The organism is Streptomyces chisholmiae (assembly GCF_031845445.1).
Taxonomy (GTDB): Bacteria; Actinomycetota; Actinomycetes; order Streptomycetales; family Streptomycetaceae; genus Streptomyces; species Streptomyces chisholmiae.
On record NZ_JAVREO010000003.1, the window covers coordinates 1 to 26,618 of the forward strand.

General features: G+C 75.7%; 18 protein-coding genes. 13 read left to right on the forward strand and 5 right to left on the reverse strand.

Annotated elements, in window-relative coordinates:
- Positions 1–282 precede the first annotated feature (282 nt).
- Complete coding sequence (locus RM844_RS05370; protein ID WP_311665358.1) at positions 283–930, forward strand: nitroreductase family protein; 648 nt, start codon at positions 283–285, stop codon at positions 928–930.
- Between the two features lie 16 nt (positions 931–946).
- Here the strand turns inward: RM844_RS05370 and RM844_RS05375 are convergent, their stop codons facing one another.
- Positions 947–1,417, reverse strand: a complete 471-nt coding sequence (locus RM844_RS05375) for a cyclic nucleotide-binding domain-containing protein (RefSeq protein ID WP_311665360.1) — start codon at positions 1,415–1,417, stop codon at positions 947–949.
- A gap of 220 nt (positions 1,418–1,637) precedes the next feature.
- Here RM844_RS05375 and RM844_RS05380 point away from each other — a divergent pair, with 220 nt between their 5' ends.
- Positions 1,638–4,268 carry an ATP-binding SpoIIE family protein phosphatase gene (locus RM844_RS05380; protein WP_311665362.1) on the forward strand — a complete coding sequence of 877 codons (2,631 nt, stop codon included), beginning with the start codon at positions 1,638–1,640 and terminating at the stop codon, positions 4,266–4,268.
- 48 nt (positions 4,269–4,316) lie between these two features.
- Here RM844_RS05380 and RM844_RS05385 read toward each other — a convergent pair whose 3' ends face one another.
- Positions 4,317–4,694: a nuclear transport factor 2 family protein gene (locus RM844_RS05385; protein WP_311665364.1), complete on the reverse strand. Its 378-nt coding sequence runs from the start codon at positions 4,692–4,694 to the stop codon at positions 4,317–4,319.
- A gap of 211 nt (positions 4,695–4,905) precedes the next feature.
- Here RM844_RS05385 and RM844_RS05390 point away from each other — a divergent pair, with 211 nt between their 5' ends.
- The 3 genes from RM844_RS05390 to RM844_RS05400 all read left to right on the forward strand — a co-directional run bounded on the left by RM844_RS05390 (position 4,906) and on the right by RM844_RS05400 (position 12,090).
- The gene (locus tag RM844_RS05390) at positions 4,906–6,462 is read left to right on the forward strand and encodes a hypothetical protein (RefSeq protein WP_311665366.1); all 1,557 of its coding nucleotides are present in this window, start codon (positions 4,906–4,908) and stop codon (positions 6,460–6,462) included.
- Positions 6,459–7,307, forward strand: coding sequence for a hypothetical protein (locus RM844_RS05395; protein WP_311665368.1), 849 nt, complete (start codon positions 6,459–6,461; stop codon positions 7,305–7,307). Before RM844_RS05390 ends, RM844_RS05395 begins: the two co-directional genes overlap by 4 nt.
- A 76-nt stretch (positions 7,308–7,383) precedes the next feature.
- The gene (locus tag RM844_RS05400; RefSeq protein ID WP_311665370.1) at positions 7,384–12,090 is read left to right on the forward strand and encodes a coiled-coil domain-containing protein; all 4,707 of its coding nucleotides are present in this window, start codon (positions 7,384–7,386) and stop codon (positions 12,088–12,090) included.
- Here the strand turns inward: RM844_RS05400 and RM844_RS05405 are convergent.
- Entirely contained in the window at positions 11,982–12,404 is a 423-nt protein-coding gene (locus RM844_RS05405) for a hypothetical protein (protein WP_311665372.1), read from the reverse strand. The genes RM844_RS05400 and RM844_RS05405 overlap by 109 nt on opposite strands.
- Before the next feature lie 229 nt (positions 12,405–12,633).
- Here RM844_RS05405 and RM844_RS05410 point away from each other — a divergent pair, with 229 nt between their 5' ends.
- On the forward strand, positions 12,634–15,057 hold the full coding sequence (locus RM844_RS05410; RefSeq protein WP_311665374.1) for a sensor histidine kinase: 2,424 nt from the start codon (positions 12,634–12,636) through the stop codon (positions 15,055–15,057).
- Positions 15,058–15,083: 26 nt separating this feature from the next.
- A complete protein-coding gene (locus RM844_RS05415) occupies positions 15,084–15,521 on the forward strand; it encodes a roadblock/LC7 domain-containing protein (RefSeq protein ID WP_311665376.1) in 438 nt (145 codons plus the stop codon).
- 235 nt (positions 15,522–15,756) lie between these two features.
- On the opposite strand, the gene RM844_RS05420 is transcribed toward RM844_RS05415, so the two are convergent.
- Complete coding sequence (locus RM844_RS05420; protein WP_311665378.1) at positions 15,757–16,500, reverse strand: M15 family metallopeptidase; 744 nt, start codon at positions 16,498–16,500, stop codon at positions 15,757–15,759.
- A 146-nt stretch (positions 16,501–16,646) separates the two neighbouring features.
- Here RM844_RS05420 and RM844_RS05425 point away from each other — a divergent pair, with 146 nt between their 5' ends.
- Both RM844_RS05425 and RM844_RS05430 read left to right on the forward strand, forming a co-directional pair.
- Complete coding sequence (locus RM844_RS05425; RefSeq protein WP_311665380.1) at positions 16,647–18,671, forward strand: acetoacetate--CoA ligase; 2,025 nt, start codon at positions 16,647–16,649, stop codon at positions 18,669–18,671.
- Positions 18,672–19,217: 546 nt separating this feature from the next.
- Entirely contained in the window at positions 19,218–20,156 is a 939-nt protein-coding gene (locus RM844_RS05430) for a hypothetical protein (RefSeq protein WP_311665382.1), read from the forward strand.
- 20 nt (positions 20,157–20,176) lie between these two features.
- On the opposite strand, the gene ptsP is transcribed toward RM844_RS05430, so the two are convergent.
- The gene (gene ptsP, locus RM844_RS05435) at positions 20,177–21,853 is read right to left on the reverse strand and encodes a phosphoenolpyruvate--protein phosphotransferase (RefSeq protein ID WP_311665384.1); all 1,677 of its coding nucleotides are present in this window, start codon (positions 21,851–21,853) and stop codon (positions 20,177–20,179) included.
- A 202-nt stretch (positions 21,854–22,055) separates the two neighbouring features.
- Here ptsP and RM844_RS05440 point away from each other — a divergent pair, with 202 nt between their 5' ends.
- The 4 genes from RM844_RS05440 to RM844_RS05455 all read left to right on the forward strand — a co-directional run bounded on the left by RM844_RS05440 (position 22,056) and on the right by RM844_RS05455 (position 26,615).
- Positions 22,056–22,664, forward strand: coding sequence for a CDP-alcohol phosphatidyltransferase family protein (locus RM844_RS05440; protein ID WP_311665386.1), 609 nt, complete (start codon positions 22,056–22,058; stop codon positions 22,662–22,664).
- Between the two features lie 136 nt (positions 22,665–22,800).
- Positions 22,801–25,296 carry a mannose-1-phosphate guanyltransferase gene (locus RM844_RS05445; RefSeq protein WP_311665388.1) on the forward strand — a complete coding sequence of 832 codons (2,496 nt, stop codon included), beginning with the start codon at positions 22,801–22,803 and terminating at the stop codon, positions 25,294–25,296.
- A gap of 54 nt (positions 25,297–25,350) precedes the next feature.
- A complete protein-coding gene (locus RM844_RS05450) occupies positions 25,351–26,286 on the forward strand; it encodes a DUF881 domain-containing protein (RefSeq protein WP_311665390.1) in 936 nt (311 codons plus the stop codon).
- On the forward strand, positions 26,283–26,615 hold the full coding sequence (locus tag RM844_RS05455; protein WP_311665392.1) for a small basic family protein: 333 nt from the start codon (positions 26,283–26,285) through the stop codon (positions 26,613–26,615). Before RM844_RS05450 ends, RM844_RS05455 begins: the two co-directional genes overlap by 4 nt.
- Positions 26,616–26,618: the final 3 nt, after the last annotated feature.

The following is a 26,618-nucleotide window of genomic DNA, read 5'->3' on the forward strand; positions in this document are numbered from 1 at the left end:
GGTTCCAGTGCACGGCGTGCGGGTTCGCGGCCAACGCGGACCACGTCGGCGCGACGAACGTCCTCAACCGGGCCGGGCTGGCCCTCCGCGCGGCGGCCTAGCCACCGACGCAGGAAGCCCGCGCGTTTACGCGTGGGTGGAGTCACGTGACCTCCTTCTGGTCCCGCCGGCACCCTACCAAAGATCATCTGTCACCAGATTGTTTGCCTGCCAACCACCGACTTTGTATGCTCGGCAATCATCTGTCAGCAGATTATGTGTGAGCCGATGGAGGCCGCCGCCGTGACGCTGGACCTGACCCCCGACGAGCTGCTCTCGACCACCCGCGCCGTGCGCCGCCGACTCGACCTGGACCGACCGGTGCCAAGGTCGCTGATCGAGGAGTGCGTGGACCTGGCGACCCAGGCGCCCACCGGCCGCAACCGACAGCGCTGGCACTTCGTCGTGGTGACCGAGCCCGCGCGGCGGCGGGCCGTGGCGGATCTCTTCCTCAGCTCCCTCGCACTGGCCTCGGGACAACCGCTGACCCAGCGCGACGTCTGGCGGATGAACTACCACCCAGGATCGACCGAGCGGGTCTTCGACGGCCTGCGCCACCTGGCCGCGAACATCCACCGGGTGCCGGCCTTCGTCATCCCCGCCGTGGAGGGGCGCACCGACCACGCCCCGGTGACCGAGCAGGCCGGCACCTGGGGCTCGATCCTGCCGGCCGTCTGGAGCTTCATGCTGGCCGCCCGGGCCCGCGGTCTCGGCACCACCTGGACCACCGCGCAGGGGCCACGGGAACGGGAGCTGGCGCGGGTGCTGGGCGTGCCCTACGAGAAGGTCATGCTGGCCGCCCTCATCCCGCTGGCCTACACCATCGGCACCGACTTCAAGCCGGCCCGGCGCGTTCCGCGCGACCAGGTCCTGCACTGGGACCGCTGGTGAGAGGGCTGGGGCCCGGCTAGGGACCGCCCAGCGAACCGGTCTGCCCGGCGTGCGGCGCGAACAGGTCCAGCAGCCGGGTGCGGGACGCCTGCACCCGGTGGGCCAGGATCTCCACCACCACCCGCAGCAGCGCGTAGCCGAAGGCCGGGTCCTCGTCGCAGAGCGCCTGCACCTCGGGACCCTGGAACTCGTAGGCACGCACCGGGCTCAGCGCCTCGGCGCCGAAGTCCCACTGGAAGGGCGGGAAGAGCCAGGACCAGCCCAGCAGGTCCCCGGTCTCCAGGGAGGACACGGCCGTCGGCCGGCTGCCCCGCAGCCGCAGGTCCAGCGTGACCGTCCCGGACCTGACGATCCAGAACCGGTCGGCCGTGCCGCGCTCCTCGAAGATCCGCTGGCTCTGCTCGAAGGACACCTCGCTGGCCAGCGTCATCAGCCGTTCCCTGTGGCCCGCCGGCAACACCCGCAGCAGCCGTCGTGGAGCGGTCATCGCCGCCTCCCTCCGCCCCACCGTGTGGGGGGTCGGTACCGAGGTGACGCCGCCCGGGCCCGCCGCCCCGCGCGCCGGGCCCCCGCCGCCACCCGTTGCCCTCCATTGCACTCCCAACGGAGCAGTCCCGCATCCCCGACCGGCCCGGCGAAGTCGCCGGCTGCCGCCACGTCCGGGACAGTGGGGGCGAGGGCCGCCGCCCGCGACCCGAGGGAGGAACGTGTGCGCGATCCCGAACCCCGGTGACCTGGGCCGTCCGCCCGGGCAGTCGGTGGTGTTGCTGGAGGTGGGCGCCGACGGGACGGTGCTCGCCGTGTCCCCCGAGTCGGAGTGGCTCACCGGGGTGCCGCCCGAGGAACTGCTCGGCAGCCCGATGAACGAGCTGGTCTCCGACGCCGACGCGTGCGCCGCCGCCCAGCGGGGCAGGCCCGGCCGCTGGCCGGTCCGCGTCCCGCACCGGGCCGGCCACCACGTCGAGGCGCGGCTGGACGTCTTCCCCCCGCTGATCGGCGAGCCGGTCCGGCACCTGGTCACGCTGACCGAGGCCGGCACCGCCCGGCAGCAGGAGGAGGACCAGTCCGTGGTGCGGGCGCTCTTCTCCCAGCAGCAGGTCGGGCTGGCCATCCACGACGAACAGCTGGCGGTCACCCGGCTCAACATGGACGCCAACGCGCTGCGCGAGTGGAACGGCATCCGGGAGCGGGGGGAGCCGCTGCCCGAGCCGACCGCCGAGCACCCCATCCCGCTGGACCGGATGATGACGCCGGCGGACACCCGGGCGGTCGGCGAGAAGCTGGCCAGGGTGCTGACCAGCGGCGAGCCGCTGATCAACTGGGAGCACTCCTACCGCAGTCCCAGGGCCCCGGAACAGGAACGCAAGCTGTCGGTCACCTCGCTGCGGCTGAAGGACTCCCAGGCGCAGCGGCTCGGCGTGGTCAGCGTCTACACCGACGTCACCGAGGAGCACCAGACCCAGCTGCGGCTGGCCCTGCTGCACCGGGCCGCCCAACGGATCGGCCCCTCGCTCGACGTCACCCGCAACGCGCAGGAACTCGCCCGGGTGCTGGTGCCCGACTACGCCGACCTGGCCGCCGTCGACCTGGGCGACCGGGTGCTGACCGGCGACGAGCCCGGCCCCACCTCGCTGTCCGGGGAACGGGTGCGCCGGGTCGCGACGGCCCAGGGCTTCGGCGGCGACTGGCCGGACGAGGTGCAGCCGCTGGGCGCGGTCTTCCGGATCGAGATGCGGGACGACGCGACCGGCCCCGAGGCGATCCGCAACCAGGCCGCCGCCGCGCTGCGCACGGTGCGCGCCGACGAGGAGCCGCCCGTCGCGGAGAGCACCGCCCGGCTGCTGCTGCCCCGTTCGCCCGGCTCACTGATGGTGGTGCCACTGCGCGCCAGGGGCCAGGTGCTGGGCACGCTGGCGCTGTGGCGCTCCGCGGACCGGGAGCCGTTCAACGGGGCCGACGCCGATCTGGCCGAGGAGGTCGGCTCCCGGGCCGCGCTCAGCCTGGACAACGCCCGCCGCTACACCCGCGAGCACCGCACCCTGGAGACGTTGCAACGCAGCCTGCTGCCGCCCCCCGACTTCGAGGTCACCGCCGCCAGCACCGCCGGGCACTACGTGCCGGCCGAGACCACCGCCGGCATCGGCGGCAGCTGGTACGACGTGATCCCGCTCTCCTCGGCCCGGGTGGCCTTCGTCATCGGCGACGTGGCCAGCCACGGGCTCAACGCGACCGCCACCATGGGCCGGCTGCGGACCGCCGTGCAGACCCTGGCCGACCTGGACCTGGCCCCGGACGAACTGCTGACCCGACTGAACGACCTGGCCGTCCGACTGGCCGAGTTCGCGCCGGCGGAGGAGGCCCGGGAGGGCCAGCTCGGCGCCATCGGCGCCACCTGCCTGTACTGCGTCTACGACCCGGTCAGCGGCGAGTGCTCGCTGGCCAGCGCCGGCCGGACCCCGCCGATGGTGGCCCAGCCGGGCACGGAGGCCGAGACGCTCCCGTTGAAGCCGGGGCCGGCGCTCGGCGTCGGCGGCGAGCCCTACGAGACGTTCACGCTGCGGCTGGGACCGGACAGCGTGCTGGCCTTCTTCAGCGAGGAACTGGTCACCCTGCACACGGACCCCGGCGCCGCCCCGCCGGACGGCGGCCCGCGCGGGGACGCGGACGCCGACGGCGCCACCGAAGCCGAAGCCGAATCCGGAGCCGGAACCGAATCCGGAACCGGTGCCGACGAGACCGACTCCGGCACGGACGCCGAATCCGATGCCGGTAGCGCGTCCGAATCCGGTACCGGCAAGGCCGTGGAGCCCGAACGCGTCGCCGCGCTGCGGCACCAACTCACCGAGGGCGCCACGGCGGAACGGCCCCCGGCCGAGGTCGGCCGCGCCGTCCTGGACCGGCTGCTGCCGGAACGCGCCCCCGCCAACGACGTCGCCCTGCTGGTCGCCCGGGTCCGGCCGCTGCCGCCCGGCACCACCGCCCACTGGCAACTGCCCGCCGAGCCGGCCGTGGTGGGCCGCGCCCGTGACCTGGTCCTCGGCCAGCTCAGGGAGTGGGACCTCAGCGAACTCGCCTTCCCCACCGAGCTGATCATCAGCGAGCTGATCACCAACGCCATCCGGTACGCCGGCGGGCCGGTCGGGGTGCGGCTGATCCGGGACGAGGCGCTGATCTGCGAGGTCTCCGACCCCAGCGAGACGCAGCCGCACCTGCGCCGGGCCCGCCCCACCGACGAGGGCGGCCGAGGACTGTTCCTGGTCGCCCAACTCGCCCACCGCTGGGGCAGCCGCTACACCGCGACCGGCAAGACCATCTGGACCGAGCAGCCCCTCGGCTAGTGCTGGCAGGAGGCCGGTTCAGGAGAGGACCAGCGGCAGAGGGATGACTCAGGGGGCGGGCGGCTCGATCTCCCCCGCGAAGACGATGACCTGGTCGATGAGGCTCCGCCGCAGATGGACGATGTCCGTTCCCGCCAGGCGGGGGCCGCCGGCCGGCGTGGTGAAGACCCACTGGTACCGGGCCCAATCGTGCGGCATGTCCACCGCTGAGCAGCGCACCATCGTGCCGGTCCCCGCCGGGTGGTGCCGGATGTCCAGCACGAACTGCTCGACCGCGGCGATGCCTTCGCTGCGACCCAACGGCCCCCAGAAGACTACGTCCGAGGTCAGAGCCTGGGAGAGCAGGGCGGTCACGTAGTTGTCGTCCGAGGCGTTGAACGCGGAGATGAACGTGTCGATCGCGGAGCGTGCGGTCTCTTCGTGCATGCCCCAGTAATACCAGCCGTTTCGCGTGCGCTCGTCCCGCCAGTCGCCCGCCGATCACGGTGGGCTGTCCCGGTCTCGGCACCAGCCACCGTTCGGACCGCCAAAACCCCAGGTCAGCACGGTTGTTGCGGGCCGGGCGCCGGCCTCGGGGACAACAGCCGCATCCGTGCCGAATCGAGCGTTGTCGGTGGCACGGCCTAGGGTGTGCCACGTGACCGCACCATCACCGACCGGCAGCACCGCCGGCGTCCCCGCCCCCGCCGGCCCCGGCGCCGGCCGGCCGCCCGCGGCCCGGCTCGCGCCCGGCCCCGCGGCGGACGAGGGGCTGGCCCGCCGGCTGCGCGCCCTGGCCTGCACCGCCCCCCTGCACGACCTCGACGTCCGCAAGGCCAACCTGGCCGGCGAGTACGCCCGTTACGCCATGGCCGAGGTGGCGCTGGCCGCGATCGACCTGGTCACCCTCAGCATGGACTTCGACACCGGCGCCGAGCACGAGGACGTGATCGCCCGGCTGCTGCCGCGGATCGCCGCCCAGGCCCCCACCCGCCCCACCGTCGAGCACCGCCGGGTGGCCCGCTGGGTGCTGGACAACCTGATCAACGTCGGCAGCGTGGACCGCGGCTTCCGCGCCGTCTACGGCACGTTCGGCGCCGACGGCGAATACACCCGCAGGGACTACGACTTCAAGCTGGTCGAGGAGGTCCAGGGCCGGGCCGGCGAGGTGTACCTGCGCACCACGGACGAGGCGGTCAACGTCCTGGTCGGCGCCCTCGACACGGACGTCACCAGCGCCCAGATCGCCGCCGAGGTGAAGCTGGAGGTGCTGATCAACCGGGGCCGGCTCGCCGACGCCCAACTCGCGGCCGAGCAGGCCAGATACCGCACCGTCCAGTACGCGGAGACGCTCCGCCGCACCCTGGAGACGACCCGGCGGGACGTCCGGGCGGTGGACTGGCTGCACGCGGTGCCCGAGCTGATCAACGAGGCGCTGGACCACATCGCCGACCGCTACCGGCACGAGAACGCCATCCTCACGCACATCAGGCACGCCCGCGACGAGGCGTCCGACCCGGAGCACAAGCTGCGCGCCGCCGAGCTGGTGGACATCGTGCGGGACTGCATCCGGCGGCACACCCAGCTCCAGTCCCGGCTGTTGGAGGCCGGGCCGCTGTTCCGGGCCGAGCAGGACCGGCAGGCGTTCGCCATGCCGGCCGCCCGCGCCGGTACCGACCTCTACGGCCAGCTGCTGGCGCCGCTGCTGCCGCTGCCCGTCGGCGACGCCACCCGGGTCACCGACGCCTACTTCGCCCGCGGCACCGGCCCCCGGCCGCCCGGCGCGGTCCGGCTGACCGACCTGACGGAGCAGCTCCTCACCCCGCCGGCGCCCCGCGAGCACCTGGGCGCCGAGCTGCCCGAGCCCGACCTGGTCGCCACCCCGGACGACAGCCGGTTCAGCGACGCCCAGCTGAGCCAGGCCATGGAGCTGCTGCGGCTGCCGCCCGACGCGCCGAGACGGCTCTCCGGGCTGCTCGCCGAAGCCCGCGCCCGGGACGCCGAACTACCGCACCTGATCGCCCTGTTGGCGGCGCACGCGGCCAGCCCCCCGGTGGGCACCGCCTACCGGCAGGGCGAGCGGCGGCTGCTGTTCGCGGTGGACGACGGCACCCCGCTCAACGACCGGGACTTCGGCGGCGCCGACCTCATCGTCGGCACCGCCCTGCTGGACGCGGCCGGCATGGCCGCCGCACGCACGGAGAGCAGCTCATGACCACCCCAGCCGCGGGCAACACCCCGCTCACCCCAGCCGACACCGCCGACGCCGCCCGGCTGGTCGCCTTCGGGCTCCAGCCCAAGCTGCCGCCCGCCAGGGACGCCGAGTACGCGGCGCTGCTGCGGCGCTACCAGGAGGAGCCGCCGTTCGCCCGGATCGCCGACGCGGTGGCGACTGGCCTCGGCCTGGTGGTGCTGGAGGTCTCGCCGCGCGCCGGGATGGCGGTGGCCGCCGCCGAGGACTCGGTCTTCGCGGTGCGGATGGGGGAGTACGCCCGCCGCACCACGGCCGACCCGACGGACCGCTTCCTGCACGGCCTGGCCCATCTGGCCGTCGCCGCGCTGGCGTTCCCCCGCCCTGCCGACCTGGCGGACGACGACTACCTGGGCCGGATCTCGGTGCACGGCGTGGAGGGCTTCGTCCGGCACGCCTGCCAGCGGCTGGCGGAGCGCGCCGCCGAGCGCGGGGAGAACACGGACCCGGCCAGCGAGGAGCCGGGCCTGGAGGCCGCCTGGCGGGTCTACGCCCGGCGCAGCGCGACGGGCGCCACCAAGGACTCCCGTCGGCTGGCCGGTTCCACCACCGGCATCGTCGGCAAGGCGGTGGCCTTCCTCGCCGACGCGGGCTTCCTGCACCGCACCGGCGACGACCAGGGCGGCACCTACCGCACCACCCCGCGTTACCAGCTCCAGGTCCGGGAGTTGGCCGCCTCGGCCGCCATGTCCGAGCTGACCGAGCTGGGGCTGGTCCCGGTCAGCGACGGTGCCGGCGCGCTGCTGCCGTCCCCGTCCGACGACTCGCTCGACCTGGTGGCGGGCGCCGGCCTCCCGTTCCACCGCTGACCGCCGCGCCCCCGGCCCCGCACCCCCCCGCCCGACCGTCTCCCGATCCCGTCCGAGAACCACGAGAGTCCCCGCCATGTACGAGCTGTCCCGGGTCCGTCTCTACTCCATCGGCCCAGCCGGGGCCCGCTACGCCGACACCGTCCTCGACCTGCGCGGCGTCGGCGCGCCCGTGCCGGAGCCGGCGCCCGCCCAGGCGGACTTCTTCGAGGAGGAGCCGGCCGGCCCGCCGCTGCGCCCGGCGCCCGCCGGCGTGCTCTTCCTGGAGAACGGCGGCGGCAAGTCGGTGCTGCTCAAGCTGATCTTCTCGGTGATGCTGCCCGGCCACCGCAACACCCTGGGCGGCGCCAGCTCCGGCGTGCTGCGCAAGTTCCTGCTCGCCGACGACTGCGGCCACGTCGCGCTGGAGTGGCAGCACACCCGCACCGGCGAGACCGTGGTGGTCGGCAAGGTCAGCGAGTGGCGTGGCCGGCAGGTCTCCAGCGACCCCCGCAAGTTCGCCGAGGCCTGGTACTCGTTCCGGCCGGGCGCCGGCATGAGCCTGGACTCGCTGCCGGTCGCCGAGTCCACCGCCCTGCGTCGGGAGGACCCGGCCGACGGCAGCTCGGGCGCGCGCGGCCGGCGCCGCACCATGAAGGGCTTCCGGGACGTCCTCACCGAGACCGACCGGGCCTACCCCAACCTCGACGTGGTCTGGGAGGAGGTCCACGAGCGCTGGATCGAGCACCTGGGCGGCCTCGGCCTCGACCCGGAACTCTTCCGCTACCAGCGGGAGATGAACGCCGACGAGGGCGAGGCGGCCGGCCTCTTCGCGGTGAAGAACGACGCGGACTTCACCGACCTGCTGCTCCGCGCCGTCAGCGACCCGAAGGACACCGACGGCCTGGCCGACCTGGTGCACGGCTTCGCCGACAAGCTGGGCCGGCGCGCCGAGCTGACCGCCGAGCGCGACTTCACCGCCGGCTCCGTCGAGTTGCTGCACCGGGTCGGCGAGGCGGCCGACGCCCGCGAGGGGGCCCGCTCGGTGCACACGGCCGCCGAGCACCGCGCCCGGGCGCTGACCCGGCGGCTGGACGCCCGGGCCGAGCGGGAGCGCGGGCTCGCCGCCGAGCTGGCCGAGCGCGCCGCGCACGGCGCTGAGGCCGTCGCCGAGGCCACGCGCCGGCGCGCCGTCGCCGACCGTACCGCCGCCGAACTGGCCTACCGGCACGCCTCGTTGGCGCTGGCCGCCGCCGAGCAGGCGGCCGCGGCCCAGCGCCGGGAGCTGACCGAGGCCCGCACCCAGCAGGCCGCCTGGCAGGCCGCCGAGACGGTGCTCCAGCACCGCGCCGCCGCCGACCGGGCGGCCCGGGTGGCCGCCGCCATCCAGGAGGCAGAGCGGGACGCGGCGCCCGCCCTGGCCGCCCGCGGCCGGGCCGCCAGCGCCCTGGTCGCGGCCCTGCACACGGCGGCCGAGCGCGGCGAGCGCGCCGCCGCCGAGCAGGAGGAGCGCTCGGCGACCCTGCTCCAGGCGGCGGAGACGGCCCACCGGGACGCCACGGCCGGCGCGACGGCGGCCCAGCGCGCCCGCAGTGAGGCGGAGCATCTGCGGCAGCGGCTCGCCGAGGTCGAGCAGGAGACCGCCCAGGCGGTGGAGGCCGGCTGGCTGGCCGCAGGACCCGGCGCCGACCCGGCCCGCGCGGCGCTGGCCGCCGCCGACGCGGAGCGGGCCGCGGTGGCCGCCTTCGAGTCGGCCCGGGACGTCGCCGCCCGGTCCGGCGAGCTGGCCAGGGAGCGCGAGGCCGAGCGGGCCGCCGCCGAGCTGGCCGCGGCCCGCGCGGCCGACGCCGCCGAGGCCGCCGAGGCGGCGCTGGCCGGCGAGCGCGCCACGGCCCGCGCGCTGGCCGCCGAGCCCCGGCTGGCCGCGCTGCTCGGCCTGCCGGCGGACCCCGAGGCCCCGGCGTCCGGGGCCACCGACAGCGCCGCCGACGGTCCCGGGCTGGGCGTCGCCGGGCTGGACGCCAACGCCGAGACCCTCGCCCAACTCCTCGACTCCGCCCTGGAGTCGACGGAGCGCCGGCTCTTCGAGCTGCGTACCGAGGCCGCCGACGACACCCGCATCCTGGCCGCCCTCGGCGACGGCGGCCTGCTGCCGCCCGGCCCCGACGTGCTGGCCACCGTCGAGTACCTCGGCGAGCACGGCATCCCGGCGCTGCCCGGCTGGCGCTACCTCGCCCAGGCGGTCGACCCGGCCGACCACGCGGCGGTGCTCGCCGCCCGCCCCGAGCTGGTGGACGGCGTGGTCATCACCGACCAGGCCAGCCACGCCCGGGCCAGGGAGGCGCTGGCCGAGGCCGCGCTGCTGCCCCGCTCGGCCGTCGCCGTCGGCACCGCCGCCGCCCTGCTGGCGCCCACCCCGCCGCCCGGCGGCCCGGACAGCGGCATCTTCCTCGTCCCACCGAACCCGGCGATGCACGACGAGCGGGCCGCCGACGACGAGCGCCAGACGCTGCGCGCCCGCGCCGGCGAACGCGACGCCGACATCAGGATGTTGGCGGCCAGGGTCGGCCAGGACCGGGCGCTGGCCGCCCGGCTCGCCTCCTGGCGGGCCGGCTGCCCCGCCGGCCGGCTGGCCGAGCTGGCCGCGCGCGCCGCGGAGACGGCCGCGGCCGCCGAGGAGGCCGCGGCCCGCCGGGTCGCCGCCGTCACCGCGGCGGCCGAGGCCGGCGAGTCGGCCGGCGAGGCCGCCCGCGCCAGGGACGAGCGGCAGGAGGCCGCGCAGCGCGCCCGCCGCTCCGCCGACGCCCTGGCCGGCCTGGCGCACCGGCTGCGGGAGCGCGGCCGATGGCAGTCCCGGCTGCGGGAGTTGGCCGCCGAGGCCGCCGAGGCCGAGGCGGGCGCGGCCGAGCGGCTGGCCGCCGCGCAGGCCGCCGACGAGGACCGCCGCGCCGCGCAGCGCGCCGCCGACGACGCCCGCCGCACGGCCAACGCGCTGCGCGCCGAGCGGGCCGAGGTCTCCGGCGCGCCCGAGCAGCCGGCCCAGGAGCCCGAGCAGCCGGCCGACGGCGCCGAGTCCTCGCTGCCGGCGCTGCGCGAGGCGTACCGCTCGGCGTCCCGGCTCTACGAGAAGGTCGGCGTCGGCGCCGACCTGCGCGCCGAGCAGGCCCGCGCCGAGGGCGACGAGTCCGCCGCCCGGGCCGCCCTGGCCCGGCTGAGCAACAAGGTCCGCACCCGCGCCGCGAAGCTGCTCGACGGCCCCGAGGGCGCCGACGGCCCGGCCAGGCAGGCCGCCGCGGCCCGTGCCGAGTCCCAGGTGCAGCTGCTCGAAGGGCGGTCGGCCGCCGCCAGTGAGCGGCTCGGCCGGCTGCGCGGCGAGGCCGAGCGGCTGGCGCCGGCCGAGGGCGAGGCCCATATCGAGCTGCCCGCCGAGCGGGTGCCGGCGGACGCGGGGCGCGCCGCCACCCTGCTGCGGGCCGCCGAGGCCGAGTTGGCCGCCAGGGACGAGGCCCTGGCCAGCGCCGAGGAGGCGCACCGCCGGCTGGCCGAGCAGCACGCGGAGGCGCTGGCCGCGGCCGACGGCTTCGCCGAGATCGCCGCCCTGCTCGGCGACCAGGCCAGGGAGCCGGCCGACGAGCCGGGCGAGCCGCCGGCCGCGCCCGAGCCCTACCCCGGCTCCCTCGCCGAGGCCAGGTCGGCGGCCGGCGACGCCCGCCGCGCGCTGCGCGCCGCCGGTGGTGGCCTGGCCGCCGCCGAGTCCGCCGTCCGGGAGGCCTGCGACCAGCTGGTGCGGCACGCCAACGCCAGCCGCTACGAGCAGGTCCGCACGCCGGCCCGGGCGCAGATCCGGGAGCTGCCCACGGCCGCGCTGCCCGGCCACGCCGCGGCCTGGGCCGCCGCGTTCGCTCCCCGACTGCGGGTGCTGGGCGACGAGTTGACCCAGCTGGAGCGGAACCGCGACGGCATCGTGGACCGGCTGCGCGGGCTGGTGGAGTCCGCCCTGGCCACGCTCAGGTCCGCGCAGCGGCTGTCCCGGCTGCCCGAGGGGCTGGGGGAGTGGTCGGGGCAGGAGTTCCTGCGCATCCGGTTCGACGAGCCGGACCAGTCGACGCTCACCGAGCGGCTGGGCGAGGTGGTGGACGAGGTGACCAGGGCCGCTGTCCGGAAGAACGCGGACCTGCGCAGGGACGGCATGTCGCTGCTGCTGCGCGGGGTGCACGCGGCGCTGCGGCCCCGGGGCGTGCGGGTGGAGATCCTCAAGCCGGACGCGGTGCTGCGGGCCGAGCGGGTGCCGGTGGGGCAGATGGGCGACGTCTTCTCCGGCGGCCAGCTGCTGACCGCCGCCATCGCCCTGTACTGCACGATGGCCGCGCTGCGCGGCAACGACCGCGGCCGGGACCGGCACCGGCACGCGGGCACGCTCTTCCTGGACAACCCCATCGGCCGGGCCAACGCGACGTACCTGCTGGAGCTGCAGCGCGCGGTGGCCGACGCGCTGGGCGTTCAACTGCTCTACACCACCGGCCTGTTCGACACCACGGCGCTGGCCGAGTTCCCGCTGGTGATCCGGCTGCGGAACGACGCGGACCTGCGGGCCGGGCTGAAGTACATCAGCGTCGAGGAGCACCTGCGGCCCGGCCTCCCGCGCACCGCGGCGGGCGACGAGCCGGTGCACGGCGAGGTGACGGCCACCCGGGTCTACCGCAGGCCGCCGCCACCCAGCACGTCCAACCCGCCGGCCGCGTCCGCCTCTTCGGTGCCAGCGCCGGCGTCCGCCGACGCCCCGGAGCCGGCGGCCCGGCCGTGACGACGCGCCGCCTTCCTGGCCGCCCGGCGCTCGGCCCGCCGGGCCCGGGCGCCGGCCCTGGCCACGCTGCTGGGCACGGAGACGACGCCGTTGCGCTGCCGCCAGGACTGCGAGGTGACCCAGATGTCCAGCACGGCCCAGGTCGCCACCACGGCGCTGACCAGGGTCGAGATGGCCATCGGGAGCACCAGCCAGGCGCCGGCGAACAGCGCGAGCAGCACCACCACGAGCTGGCTGAGCGTCAGCGCGATGATGATCACCGCCCGCACCGCCGCGGTGCGTACCGGATCCGGAAGTCGGGGTCTCGCATACACGCCGCTCTCGCTCCCTGCACGGTGAGATGCGCGGATATGTCCTCGCGGTCCATGGTAGAACGCCTTGCGCCCCCGCCGGTCACCGGCCAGGATGAGGCGCCCACCGGGCCAACTCCCATGATTACCGGACAGTTACCGGACCCGGTGCGGTGGCCGGTAGTAGGCTCGCGCTGTCGATCGGTCACCCCCACCGCGTCCGGGAGCGGCCCGAGCAGAGCAAGGGGAGGGTATGCGCGTTCGGGGCAAGTCGATCCAAAGCAGGATCTGGACGCTGGTGTTGGTCCCGCTCCTCGCTCTGGTGGTGCTGTGGGCGACGGCGGCGGTGCTCACCGTGCCGGCCGCCTTCGCCGCGCGGGACACGGCCTCGGCCGCCGAGCGGCTGACCGAGCCGGTGCAGGGCACGGTCGCCGCCCTCCAGGACGAGCGCCGGGACGCCATGGTCTACCTGGCCGACCCGCGCCGCGCCGAGGGGCTGGCCGCGTTGACCGAGGCCAGGGAGGACACGGACGCCGCGCTGCGCCGGCTGCGGCGCGCCGCGGCCGGCACCGAGGGCGACCTGTCGAACGCCGCCGGCAGCCGACTGGACGGGCTGCGCCGGACGTTGGACGAGCTGGAGCGGCTGCGCGGCCAGACGGACAGCAACACCATCCCGCTCTCCGGCGCGCTGGACGCCTACAGCGACCTGGCCGCGGCCGGCCTGCGGCTGCTGGCCGCGCTGCCGCCCACGGAGGACGCCGGGGACGAACGGCACTCGGCCGCGGTGGCCGGCCTGGCCCAGGCCCGTGAGTACCTCTCCCAGGAAGACGCCCTGGTCGCCGGGGTGTTGGGCACCGGTCGCAGCACCGAGGACGACCGCCGGGCGCTGAGCGACCTGATCACCAGGCGGCAGACCACCTACGCGCACGCCCTGCCCGACCTGCCGCTGGACGACCGGCAGGGCCACCAGAACTTCTGGGACAGCGGCACCGCCCGGATCCTCGCCGAGGCCGAGTCCCAGGTGCTCGCCGGGGGCGGCACCCCGCTGCCCGAGCACTGGGCACAGAGCACCGCCGACGTGCTGGACGGCACCGGCGCGCTGGCCAGGGACGCGGCGGGCCGGCTCAGCGACCGGCTGGACTCCTCGACCACCCCCGTGGTGCTGCGGGCCGCGCTGGTCGGCGGCCTCGGCCTGGCGGCCGTGGTGGTCGCCGCGCTGGTGGCGCTGCGCGGTGGCCGCTCCCTCGGCCGGGACCTGACGGACCTGGCCCGGGAGGCCAGGGACACCGCCGAGGTCCGGCTCCCCGGCGTGACCCGCCGGCTGGCGGCCGGCGAGCACGTGGACGTGGAGACCGAGGCACCCCGCCTGGAGTACGGCGAGGACGAGATAGGCCAGATCGGGCGCGCCCTCAACACCCTGCAGCGGGAGGCCGTCTCGGCGTCCGTCGAGCGCTCCTACACCCGGCGCGGCGTCTCCGAGGTGTTCGTCAACCTGGCCCGCCGCAGCCAGGTGCTGCTCCACCGCCAGCTGCACCTGCTGGAGACGCTGGAGCGGCGCAGCCAGGACCGGGAGGCGCGGGTCGACCTGGTCCGGCTCGACCACCTCAGCACCAAGATGCGCCGGCACGCCGAGGGCCTGGTGATCCTCTCCGGCGCCGCCCCGGCCCGCCACTGGCGCAAGCCCGAGCACCTCTCGGAGCTGGTGCGGGCCGCGGTCGAGGAGATCGAGGACTTCGAGCGGGTGGAGATCCGCCGCCTGCCACCGCTGGTGGTGGCCGGCGGCGCGGTAGCCGACCTGGTCCAGCTGATCGCCGAACTCCTGGAGAACGCCACGGTGTTCTCGCCCCCGCACACCACCGTGCAGGTCTCGGGCGAGCGGGTGCCGCACGGCGTCACGCTGGAGATCCACGACCGCGGCCTCGGGATGACCGCGGACGCGCTGCGCGAGGCCAACCAACGCCTCACCGAGATCACCGAGTTCCAGCTCTCCGACACCGACCGGATCGGGCTGTTCGTGGTGGCCAGGCTGGCCGAGCGGCACCACATCAGGGTCGCGCTGCGCGAGTCGCCGTACGGCGGCACCACCGCGGTCACCCTGATCCCGGGCGAGTTGCTCTCCGAGCCGGCCGAGCCGCCGCCCGCCAGGGAGCGGCTGCCCCGGGCGCCCGGCCGGCCGGCGCTGCTGGACGGCCCGGTGGACGGGCCGGTCGAGTTGCAGGCCGCGGTGGGCGACGACCCGGAGGACGAGCTGGCCGGCCCGCCGACCAGCACCGGGGAGCACGCCGCCGACTACCCCCGCCCCGACGACCGGTCCGGCCCGCCCCGGGCCCCCACCGCACCGGTGCTGGTCGCCGACCACGGGCGCACCGTGGGCCGGGCGCCGGGCGAGCCGCGGGGCGGCGCCCCGACGCCGGCCAGGGCCGCCGGCCAGGGCGACGCCCGCACCGGCGCCGGCCTGCCCCGCCGGGTCCGCCGTCCGGCCGCCGAGCGGGCGCCGGAGCCGGCCCCGCCGCCCGGCGGCGAGCCCGGCGGGCACCCGGACCCGGAGGCGGCCCCCGAGCTGGACGCGGACGAGCTGCGCACCAGACTGGCCGCGCTGCAACGCGGTTGGCGCCGCGGCCGGCAGCACACCGAGCAGACCGAGCGGGACGAGCCGCCACCCACCACGAGCCCCTGAACACGCCCATCCCGAAGGCAGGACGCATGACCGCACCCGAGCCCCCGGCCGCCGACCGCACCACACCGCGGGGCCAGTCGACGGCCGAATCCATCGACCCGTTGTTGGACGAGCTGGTGGCGCGGGTGCCCGGCGTCACGCACGCTCTGCTGCTGGCCGCCGACGGCCTGGCCCGTGGCTCCTCCCGTTCCCTGGGACGGGTGGACGGTGAGCAACTGGCCGCCGTGGCCTCCGGCTTCCACAGCCTGGCGCGCGGCGTCGGCCAACACTTCGAGACCGGCACCGCCCGGCAGACCCTGGTCGAGCTGGACGACGCCTTCCTGCTGGTGACGGCGGCCGGCTCGGGCAGCGCGCTGGCCGTGCTGACCACCGCGGACGCCGAAGTCGGCCAGGTCGCCTACGAGATGGCACTGCTGGTCAAGCGGCTCGGCCCGCAGCTCGCCATCCCGCCGCGCCGCCCCTGACGGGCCGGCCGTGCCCGGGGGCACGGGCCGCGGCGCCGGTCGGCCCGGGGTCGGTTCCCGGCCGCGCGGACGCGGAATGTCGCGAACGGGTGACAAAGCGGGGGAGTAGGCGAACCATTGGCGCGGAAGCGGCGTCCGATACACGTGACGGCGGGTTCCGGGACCGACGGGGGTGGCTCCGGAGCCCGCCGACACCTTTTCCACCGGCCGTTCCCGACCGCCGGGTTTCGGCCCCTCAGTCGCCGTCCCGCAGCACGGAGCGGTCCACCGGGAAGTCGAAGTGCTCGTCTGGGAACGGCTCATCGGCGAAGCCGAAGTGCCACCACTCGGTGTCGATCGGGGTGAAGCCCTGCTCGGTGAGCGCCGCCCGCAGTCGTTCCCTGGCCCGGCGCTGCGCCGGGTCGGGCTCGGTGGAGTCCGGGTGCGAGGCCGGGTCGAAGAAGTCGAAGCCGGTGCCCATGTCGACGGCGTGGCCGTCGGCGTCCACCAGGGTGAGGTCCACCGTGCCGCCCCTGCTGTGCCCGGACCGTTCGGCCAGGTACCCCTCGTCGAAGAGCTGGTCCTTGGGTACCCGGGGGTAGAACTCCGCCTCCCCCTCGGTGGCGTCCGGGTCGGCCGCCCAGTCCAGGAAGTGGTCGACGGCCCGTTGCGGCCGGTAGCAGTCGAAGACCCGCAGGCCGAGATCGTCCCGCGCCAGCGCGCGCTGCGCCCGGGCCAGCGCCCGGGCGGCGGCCTCCACCAGCAGGCACTCGCCCTCCCGGTAGCCGTCGATCGGCTCGCCCACGAAGTTGTGACCGCCGGCGTACCGGATGTCCTGCTGGATCTCGGGCGCCACCGTCCGCAGCGCCACGAACTCCTCGGGCGCCCGGCCGGTCTCCGCCGACGTCCTGGCCGGCGCCACCGAGCCGGCCAGCGCGCCGAGCAGCACGGTGGCCAGCACGGCCGGCGGCAGGGTGGCCAGCACCCGGGGGGAGCGCACTCTTCACGCCTACCAGCGCGCCGGCTGGCCGGAAACCCGGCAGGGGGCGTTGGCCCGGCATTCGGGTGGCGACACACTGGTGCCGGCCGGGCCGAGCTGGCATCGTCCCGGTCAAGCGCCACTGTCGTCGCACCCCGGAGCCGCCCATGACCAGCGAAGCCCGTACCGACCAGCCGCTGTGGCGGCCGAGCCAGGAGCGGGTGGCCGCCGCCCGGATCACCCGCTTCCAGGCCGTCGCGGCCGAGCGGCACGGCGCCCCGCCGCCCACCCCGGGTGACCCGGAGGCCAGCTACGCGGCGCTGCACCGCTGGTCGGTCACCGATCTGGAGGCGTTCTGGCGGGCCGTCACGGAGTTCTTCGACGTCCGCTTCGCCACCCCGCCGTCGGCGGTGCTCGCCGATCCGCGGATGCCGGGGGCCCGCTGGTTCCCCGGCGCCACCCTCAACTACGCGGAGCACGCGCTGCGTGGCCCGGCCGACCCGGCGGCGGCCGCGGGGCCGGCGCTGCTGGCCGTCGGGGAGGACCTGACGCCCCGCCCGGTCGGCTGGACCGAGCTGCGGCTCCAGGTCGGGGCGCTCGCCGCCACCCTGCGCGCGCAGGGCGTGCGCCCCGGCGACCGGGTCTGCGGCTACCTGCCGAACGTGCCGGAGGCCGTGGTGGCGCTGCTGGCCAGCGCGGCGGTGGGCGCGGTCTGGACCTCGTGCGCCCCCGACTTCGGCGCGCGCAGCGTGCTGGACCGCTTCCAGCAGGTCGAGCCCGCCGTGCTGATCACCGTGGACGGCTACCGGTTCGCCGGGCGCGCGCACCCGCGCGCCGAGACCGTGGCGGAACTGCGCGCCGGGCTGCCCTCGTTGCGCGCCGTGGTGCACGTCCCGCTGCTCGGCGGCGACCCGCCGGCGGATGCCCTGACCTGGGCGGAGGCGACCGCCGAGCCGACCGAGCCGGTTTTCGAGCAGGTGCCGTTCGACCACCCGCTGTGGGTCCTGTACTCCTCCGGCACCACCGGACTGCCCAAGGCGATCGTCCAGTCCCAGGGCGGCATCCTGCTGGAGCACCTCAAACAGCTCGGCCTGCACCTCGACCTCGGCCCCGCCGACCGGCTGTTCTGGTACACCTCGACCGGCTGGATGATGTGGAACTTCCTCGCCTCCAGCCTGCTCACCGGCACCACCGCGGTGCTCTACGACGGCGCCCCGGCCCAGCCGACGGCCGACGTCCAGTGGCGGGTCGCGGAGCGCACCCGGGCCACCGTCTTCGGCACCTCGGCCGCTTATGTGACCGCCTGCGCCAAGAAGGACGTGCACCCGGCGCGGGATCTCGACCTGGCCGCCACCCGCTGCGTGGCCACCACCGGCTCCCCGCTGCCGCCGGACGGTTTCCGCTGGCTGCACGAGGAGGCCGGCGCCGACCTGTGGATCGCCTCGGTCAGCGGCGGCACCGACGTGTGCAGCTGCTTCGCCGGCGGCGTTCCGACCCTCCCGGTGCACGTGGGGGAGTTGCAGGCGCCGTGCCTTGGCACCGACCTGGCCGCCTGGGACGCCACCGGAACCCCGCTGATCGACGAGGTCGGCGAGCTGGTGGTGGGCACCCCGATGCCCTCCATGCCGGTCGGCTTCTGGAACGACCCGGACGGCTCGCGGTACCACGACAGCTACTTCGACGTGTACCCCGGCGTGTGGCGGCACGGCGACTGGATCACCCACACCTCGCACGGTGGCGTGATCATCCACGGCCGCTCCGACTCCACCCTCAACCGGCAGGGCGTGCGGATGGGTTCGGCCGACATCTACGAGGCCGTCGAGACGCTGCCGGAGATCCGCGAGTCGCTGGTGATCGGCGTCGAACAGCCGGACGGCGGCTACTGGATGCCGCTCTTCGTGGCCCTGGCCGAGGGCGCGGAGCTGGACCAGGAGCTGCGCGACCGGATCGCCGCCACCATCCGGCGACGGCTGTCGCCCCGCCACCTGCCGGACGAGATCCTGCCGATCCCCGGGGTGCCGCACACCCGCACCGGCAAGCGCCTCGAAGTACCGGTGAAGCGGCTCTTCCAGGGCGTCGAGCTGGAGCGGGCGGCCAACCTGGGCGCGGTCGACGACCCGGAACTGCTGCGCTTCTTCGCCCGCCTGGCCCAGCGGAGGGCGACTGTCAGTGACGACCGCTACGGTGAGTGACTAGTTGGTTGCTCGACCGTGGAGGTAGGGGTCATGGGACGGTTCGACGGGATGCACGGGGTCGGCGGGTCCGGCGGGACTGGTGAGTTCGGTGTGGTTGGCGGGTCTGGTGGGCTCGGCGTGGCTGGTTGGTCCGCTGGGGCCGGCGGGGCTTGTGGGTCTGGCGGGCCCGGCGTGGCTGGCGGGTGCGACGGGCTCTGTGGAGTGGGTAGAGCGGCTGGGGCCGGTGGGTTCGTCGGGGGCGACAGGGGGGCTGGGTTCGGCGCATTCGGTGCGGCCGGTTGGTCGGGGAGACTCGGTGCGGCCGGCGTGGTAGGCGGGCTTGGTGGGGCCAGGTGGTCTGGCGGGTTCGTTGCTTCCCGTGGGTTCGGCGCTGCCGGCGGGCCGGGCGCGTTCGGGCCGTCCGGTGGATCCGGTGCGGCCGATGAGCCTGGTGTGCTCGGCGGCGTCGGCCGGCCCGGTGGGCTCGGCGTTGTCGCCTGGCCCGGCCGGGGCGGCGGGTTTGATGCTCCCGGTGGGTTCGGCCAAGCCGCCGGACAGGGCGGGTTGGGCCAGTCCGGTGTACCCGGCGCGACCTGGCCCTTCCGCCAGTCCGGCGGAGCCGGCCTGCTCGCCGCGCGCGACGACGGCTCGAATGGCAGCCCGAACGGCGGCGCGGACGGAGGCGCCGCCGACGCCGCCGACGGCGCGGACGGCCGGTCGGACGGCGGGGCGCGACGTCCCGGACGGCGGGCCCGGGGCGCCCGCCGCCCCGGGGACGCCCGGCGGGCCGGGCCGCCGGGGCGGCGCCCAGGGCCGTCGCGGCCGCCCGGAGCCCGCGCCGGCTGGGCGGCGTCCGGTCCGTCCCCGGCCGACCATCCGGCGTACACCTGGGAGCGCGGCGCCCGGCTGCTCGCCGCGGCCGGGGCCTGCCCCCGCTGTGGCACCCCGCAGCGGCGCTGCGCCTTCGCCCGGGCGGCCCGGCTACTGACCTGGACGCTGGCCTGGGCCGGCCCCGCCAGCCACCACCTGGTGTGCAGCGTGCTCCTGCCGCACGCCCCGCTCAGCGCCAGCCTCGACGTGGCTCCCCCGGGCGCGCCCTCGCCGGCCGGTCGGCCCAACGCCCCGGCCGGCGCCGGCCGGGGCGCCGCGGACGCCTCCGTGCCGCCGGTGGGCTCGGCCGCCCGCGCCAGGCCGTGGCCGGCCGCCGCGTTCTCCGAGCGACAGGCCGCCGTGCTGTGCACGGTGCTCGCCGTCGGGCTGGCCACCGGGGCCGGCGGCGGGCTGGTGCTGCGCTCCGGCCCGGGCGCGCCGTCCGGCGGCACGCCACGCCAGTCGGTGCGCGGCTGGCGGCTGGCCGGCGGCTGGCTGCATCCGCTCGGCGAGGCGGAGATCTTCGCCGCCTACTGCACCGACCCGACCAGTGGCGAGCCGTTGCCCCCCGAGCACGGTGTCCGCTACCGGCCGGCCCCCCGGCCGCCCGCCGACGACTGTCCGGCGCCGTGAGCCGGCGGCCCGCCGGCGGCTCACTCGCCGGAGAGCACCGCCTGCGCCGCGGCCCTGGCCGCCCCGGCGCCGTCGGCGGCCCGCGCCGCCGCGGCGGCCCGCCGGCACTGCGCCAGGGTGTGCTTGGCCAGCGTCGCCCGCACCCGGGGGATGGCGGCCGCGCCCATGGACAGGCTGGTCGCCCCGAGCCCGGTCAGCACGCAGGCCAGCGCCGGGTCGGCCGCCGCCTCCCCGCAGATCCCGCAGGAGCGCCCCTCGGCGCCGGCCGCCTCGGCCGCCAGCGCCACCAGGTCCAGCAGCGCCGGCTGCCACGGGTCCTGCCAGCGGGCGACGGCGCCCAGTTGCCGGTCGGCGGCGAAGGCGTACTGCGCCAGGTCGTTGGTCCCCACCGAGAGGAAGTCCACCTCCTGCAGCAGCGCCCTGGCCCGCAGCGCCGCCGCCGGGATCTCCACCATGGCGCCGCGCGCCGCCCCGAGCCCCGCCGCCCGGCAGGCGGCGGCGAAGGCCGCGGCGTCCGCCCGGTCGGCCACCATCGGCGCCATCACCTCCAGGTGCACCGGCAGCCCGGCGGCGGCCTCGCCGAGCGCCGCCAGCTGGTCCGCCAGCACCTCGGGACGCGCCAGCAGCGCCCGCAGCCCCCGCACCCCGAGCGCCGGGTTCGGCTCCGCCGCGCCCGAGCCGAGGAAGTCCAGCGGCTTGTCGGCGCCGGCGTCCAACATCCGCACCACCACCCGGCCCTCGGGGAAGGCCGCCAGCACCTCGCGGTAGACCCGCGCCTGCTCCTCGACCGCCGGCGGACGCTCCCCGCCGGAGAGGAAGAGCAGCTCCGTGCGGAACAGCCCAACCCCCTCGGCGCCGGCCGCGACCGCCGCCGGCACGTCCGCCGGGCCCCCGATGTTGGCCAGCAGCGGCACCCGGTGGCCGTCCGAGGTCGCGCCCGGGCCCGTCGCCCGAGCGAGCGCCGCCCGCCGCCGGGCCGCCGCCTCCGCCAGCCGGTCCCGCCGCTCCTCGGACGGCTCCAGCACCACCTCGCCCGTGGAGCCGTCCACGGCGACGACGACGCCGGAGGGAATCTCCCCGGCGCCCGGCACGGCCACCACGGCGGGGACGCCCAGCGCCCGGGCCAGGATCGCGCTGTGGCTGGTGGGCCCGCCCTCCTCGGTGAGGAAGCCGAGCACCAGCGAGGTGTCGAGCAACGCCGTGTCCGCCGGGGCCAGGTCACGGGCGATCAGCACATAGGGCTCGTCGCTGTCCGGCACCCCGGGCGTCGGCAGGCCCAGCAGCCGGGCGATGATCCGGTTGCGCACGTCGTCCAGGTCGGCCACCCGCCCGGCGAGGTACTCGCCGGCCCCGGCCAGCAGCGCGCGGTAGGCGGCCAGCGCGTCGTAGACGGCCCGCTCGGCGCTGCTGCCCACGCTGATCCGGCGCTCCGTGTCGGCCAGCAGCTCCGGGTCCTCGGCCATCAACGCCTGGGCCTCCAGCACGGCGTGCGCCTCGCCGCCGGCCAGCGTGCCCCGGGCCCGCAGGTCCGCGGCCACCGCCTGGGCGGCGCGCCTGGCCCTGGCCAGCTCGCGGGGCGCCTCGGCGGGGCCGATCCGGCGCTGCGGCGGTTCGAGCACGGTCGTGCCCATGTGCCTGGCCTGCCCGATGGCCACGCCGTGGCTGACTCCGACCCCCCGCAGCCTGGTCTCCGTCACGCCCGTTCACACCCGCCTCGCGTCGGTTGTCCACCAGCGTATTCCCCCGCCGTCCTCCGCACCGCCCGGGCGTCGGTCGGCCGCCCCGGCCCCGGCCCGGCCGGCCCGTCGCCGGCCGCGTCCCCGCCGTCTCCCGTCCGGGCGGGGCCGGGTAAGGTCAGACCGCGTTGGCGACGGCACGGGGCGATTGGGAGGCTTCCGGGTGGAGGTCCAGGAGACGCGCGTTCAGACCGACCGGATCTGGACCATCCCCAACCTGCTGAGCATGGCCCGCCTGTTGGGCGTCCCCGTCTTCCTGTGGCTGGTGCTCTCCCCGGTCTTCGGCGGCCCCAGGATGGACGGCTGGGCGCTGCTGGTGCTGACCTTCAGCGCCGTCACCGACTACCTCGACGGCAAGCTCGCCCGCCGGTGGAACCAGATCAGCGCCCTGGGCCGGGTGCTGGACCCGGCGGCCGACCGGCTCTACATCCTCTCCACCCTGGTCGGCCTCACCTGGCGCGAGATCCTCCCGCTCTGGCTGACCGCGCTGCTGCTCGCCAGGGAGCTGATGCTGCTGGTGACGGTCTGGCTGCTGGACCGCCACGGCTACGCCCCGCCGCAGGTCAACTTCCTGGGCAAAGCGGCCACCTTCAATCTGATGTACGCCTTCCCCCTCCTGCTGCTCAGTGACTCAACTGGTCTGCTGGCATCACTCGCTGCTATTTTCGGATGGGCGTTCGCCGGCTGGGGTACAGCGCTCTACTGGTGGGCAGGGATCCTCTACGTGGTCCAGGTCCGCCGTCTCCTCGCGGCGGATGCCACGGCCGACTGAGTAAATGCCCTGGCAGCGTCGCAGGGGCCTGGCGCCCGTTTGTGTCGCGATCTTCCGGGGAGCCACCCAGGCCCGGGCCCCTTCCTATGGGCACAGTCGGAATGACTGTCGGATCCCCAAGGAGGACACTTCCGATATGAAGGCCGTCGTAATGGCTGGTGGCGAAGGCACCCGGCTTCGCCCCATGACCGCGAGCATGCCCAAACCACTGCTGCCCGTGGCCAACCGTCCCATCATGGAGCACGTGCTCCGCCTGCTGAAGCGGCACGGACTCTCCGAGACCGTGGTCACGGTCCAGTTCCTCGCCTCCCTCGTGAAGAACTACTTCGGCGACGGTGAGGAGTTGGGAATGGACCTCACCTACGCCCACGAGGAGAAACCACTGGGCACGGCCGGAAGTGTGAAGAACGCCGAGGAAGCGCTCAAGGATGACTCCTTTCTCGTCATTTCCGGAGACGCGCTCACCGATTTCGACCTCACCGAGCTGATTCGTTTTCACCGTGAGCGCGGGGCCCTGGTCACCGTCTGCCTGACCCGCGTTCCCAACCCGCTGGAGTTCGGCATCACCATCGTCGACGACGAGGGCCGGGTCGAGCGGTTCCTGGAGAAGCCGACCTGGGGTCAGGTCTTCTCCGACACGGTGAACACCGGCATCTACGTGATGGAGCCCGAGGTCTTCGACTACGTCGACCCGGACGTCTCCGTCGACTGGTCGGGTGACGTCTTCCCCCGCCTGATGAAGGAGGGCCGCCCGATCTTCGGCTATGTGGCCGAGGGCTACTGGGAGGACGTCGGCACCCACGAGAGCTATGTGAAGGCCCAGGCCGACGTCCTGGAGGGCAAGGTCGACGTCGAGATCGACGGCTTCGAGATCTCGCCCGGCGTGTGGATCGCCGAGGGCGCCGAGGTGCACCCGGACGCCAAGCTCCGCGGCCCGCTCTACGTCGGCGACTACGCCAAGATCGAGGCCGGCTCCGAGGTCCGCGAACACACCGTCATCGGCTCCAACGTGGTCGTGAAGGCGGACGCCTTCCTGCACCGCGCCGTCGTCCACGACAACGTCTACATCGGCCCGGGCAGCAACCTGCGCGGCTGCGTCATCGGCAAGAACACCGACGTGATGCGCGCCGCCCGGATCGAGGACGGCGCGGTCATCGGCGACGAGTGCCTGGTCGGCGAGGAGTCCATCGTCCAGGGCAACGTCCGGGTCTACCCGTTCAAGACGGTGGAGGCCGGCGCCTTCGTCAACACCTCGGTCATCTGGGAGGCCAGGGGGCAGGCCCAGCTCTTCGGCGCCCGCGGCGTCTCCGGCATCCTCAACGTCGAGATCACCCCGGAGCTGGTGGTCCGGCTCGCCAGCGCCTACGCCACCACTCTCAAGAAGGGCGCGACGGTCACCACGGCCCGGGACCACTCCCGTGGCGCCCGGGCCCTGAAACGCGCCGTGATCTCCGCCCTCCAGGCCTCCGCCATCGACGTCAGGGACCTGGAGAACGTGCCGTTGCCGGTGGCCCGCCAGCAGACCGCCCGCGGCAGCGCCGGCGGCGTCATGATCCGCACCACCCCCGGCGTCCCCGACTCGGTGGACATCATGTTCTTCGACGAGCGCGGCGCCGACCTCTCCCAGGCCAGACAGCGCAAGCTCGACCGGGTCTACGCCCGCCAGGAGTACCGGCGGGCCTTCCCCGGCGAGATCGGCGACCTGCGCTTCCCGGCCAGCGTCTTCGACGGCTACACCGGCTCGGTGCTGCGCGCCGTTGACACCTCGGGGATCGCCGAGTCCGGCATCAAGGTCGTGGTGGACGCCGCCAACGGCAGCGCCGGCCTGGTCCTGCCCAGCCTGCTGGGCCGGCTCGGCGTCGACGCCCTCACCATCAACCCGGGCCTGGACGAGGCCCGGCCGACGGAGAGCGCCGAGACCCGCCGCGCCGGCCTGGTCCGGCTGGGCGAGATCGTCTCCTCGGCCCGCGCCGCCTTCGGCGTCCGCTTCGACCCGGTGGGCGAGCGGCTGGCGCTGGTCGACGAGCGCGGCCGGATCATCGAGGACCAGCGGGCGCTGCTGGTGCTGTTGGACCTGATCGCGGCCGAGCGCCGCGGCGGCCGGGTCGCCCTCCCGGTGACCACCACCCGGATCGCCGAGCAGGTCGCCGCCTACCACGGCACCCAGGTCGACTGGACGACGACGTCCCCCGACGACCTGACCCGGGCGGCGCACCTGGACGACGCGGTCTTCGGCGGGGACGGCCGGGGCGGCCTCATCATCCCGGAGTTCAGCAGCGTCTTCGACGCCACGGCCGCCTTCGCCCGCTTGCTCGGGCTGGTCGCCCGCACCCAGCTGTCGCTCAGCCAGATCGACGCCCGCATCCCGCGCGCGCACGTGCTGCGCCGGGACGTGGTCACCCCCTGGGCGGTCAAGGGCCTGGTGATGCGGCGGGTCGTCGAGGCGGCCGGCGACCGTTCGGTGGACACCACGGACGGCGTCCGGGTGGTGGAGTCCGACGGCCGCTGGGTGCTGGTGTTGCCCGACCCGGCGGAGGCCGTCACCCACCTGTGGGCCGAGGGTCCGGACGACGCGGCGGCCCAGGAGCTGCTGGACCACTGGTGCGGTGTGGTGGACAGCGCGGAGGCCTGAGCCGGGGGCCGCGGGGCCGGCCCGATTCGATCTCTGGACAACCGGCGTGTCACCATGTGCGCCATGTCTCAGCAGGAGCCCGGGGCCGCCCCCCGCGCGCGCCCCGACGCCTCCATGTCGTTGCTGACCACCGTCATGAGCAACACCCTCGACGAGGGCTATGCCCAGGCGGCGGCCAGGCGGCGGGAGTCGGGCCGGTCGGAGCTGCCGCGCGCCACCCGCGCGAAGCTCTGGCTGGCCTGCGGGCTGGTGCTGGCCGGCGCGGTGGTCACGCTCGGCGCCGCGCAGGCCCGTGAGTCGGCGCCCACGGTCGCCCGGGAGCGTGAGGAGTTGCTGACCCGGGTGACCGAGGGCACCGACCGGCTGGACGCGCTCCAGGCCGAGGTGGAGACGCTCCGCACCGACGTGGCGGCCCGCCAGCGGGTGGCGCTCAGCGGCCCGGACGCCGAACGCGCCGAGCTGGTCGCCCTGTTGGCTGGCGCCAGCCCGGTCAGCGGCCCCGGCGTCGAGCTGGTCGTCAACGACGCCAGGGACGCCGGCCAGACCGCCTCCGGCGGCCCGCGCGTCGACGGCTTCGCACAGACCGGCCGGGTGCGCGACCGGGACCTGCAACGGGTGGTCAACGGCCTGTGGGAGGCCGGCGCCGAGGCGGTCGCCATCAACGACCAGCGGCTGACCGCGCTCTCCGCCATCCGGGCGGCGGGCGACGCCGTGCTGGTCGACAACCGCCCCCTGGTCCCGCCCTACACGGTGCTCGCCATCGGCGACCCCGACAGCCTCCTGGACGCCTTCCAGGCCACCGGGGCCGGCCGCTACCTGGCGACCCTCCAGGAGAACTACGACATCAGGGTGGAGCGTTCGACCAGGGACGAGCTGCGGCTGCCGGCCGCTCCGAGCCTGACCACCCGCAGCGCCCGCCCGCTCGCCGAGCCGGCGGACCCCGGGGTCTCCCCGGACACCGAGGAAGCGGAAGAGGTGACCGCCCCGTGATCGCCGTGCTGGGCCTGGTGCTGGGCGTCCTGATCGGCGTGGTGACCCGCCCCGTGGTGCCCACCGGGATGGAGCCCTACCTGCCGATCGCCGTGGTGGCCGCGCTGGACGCGGTCTTCGGCGGCCTGCGCGCCACGCTGGACGGGGTCTTCGACGACAAGGTCTTCGTCGTCTCCTTCCTCTCCAACGTGGTGGTGGCCGCGCTGATCGTCTTCCTCGGCGACAAACTGGGCGTCGGTGCCCAGCTCTCCACCGGGGTGGTGGTGGTCCTGGGTATCCGGATCTTCTCCAACGCGGCGGCCATCCGGCGCCACGTGTTCGGGGCGTGAGGC

What these genes read in the sequence shown, in the direction of transcription:
- RM844_RS05375 (WP_311665360.1), bottom strand. Translation starts at nt 1,417, where the DNA reads ATGACCGCTCCACGACGGCTGCTGCGGGTGTTGCCGGCGGGCCACAGG.
- RM844_RS05385 (WP_311665364.1), bottom strand. Translation starts at nt 4,694, where the DNA reads ATGCACGAAGAGACCGCACGCTCCGCGATCGACACGTTCATCTCCGCG.
- RM844_RS05395 (WP_311665368.1), top strand. Translation starts at nt 6,459, where the DNA reads ATGACCACCCCAGCCGCGGGCAACACCCCGCTCACCCCAGCCGACACC.
- RM844_RS05400 (WP_311665370.1), top strand. Translation starts at nt 7,384, where the DNA reads ATGTACGAGCTGTCCCGGGTCCGTCTCTACTCCATCGGCCCAGCCGGG.
- RM844_RS05410 (WP_311665374.1), top strand. Translation starts at nt 12,634, where the DNA reads ATGCGCGTTCGGGGCAAGTCGATCCAAAGCAGGATCTGGACGCTGGTG.
- RM844_RS05415 (WP_311665376.1), top strand. Translation starts at nt 15,084, where the DNA reads ATGACCGCACCCGAGCCCCCGGCCGCCGACCGCACCACACCGCGGGGC.
- RM844_RS05425 (WP_311665380.1), top strand. Translation starts at nt 16,647, where the DNA reads ATGACCAGCGAAGCCCGTACCGACCAGCCGCTGTGGCGGCCGAGCCAG.
- RM844_RS05445 (WP_311665388.1), top strand. Translation starts at nt 22,801, where the DNA reads ATGAAGGCCGTCGTAATGGCTGGTGGCGAAGGCACCCGGCTTCGCCCC.
- RM844_RS05450 (WP_311665390.1), top strand. Translation starts at nt 25,351, where the DNA reads ATGTGCGCCATGTCTCAGCAGGAGCCCGGGGCCGCCCCCCGCGCGCGC.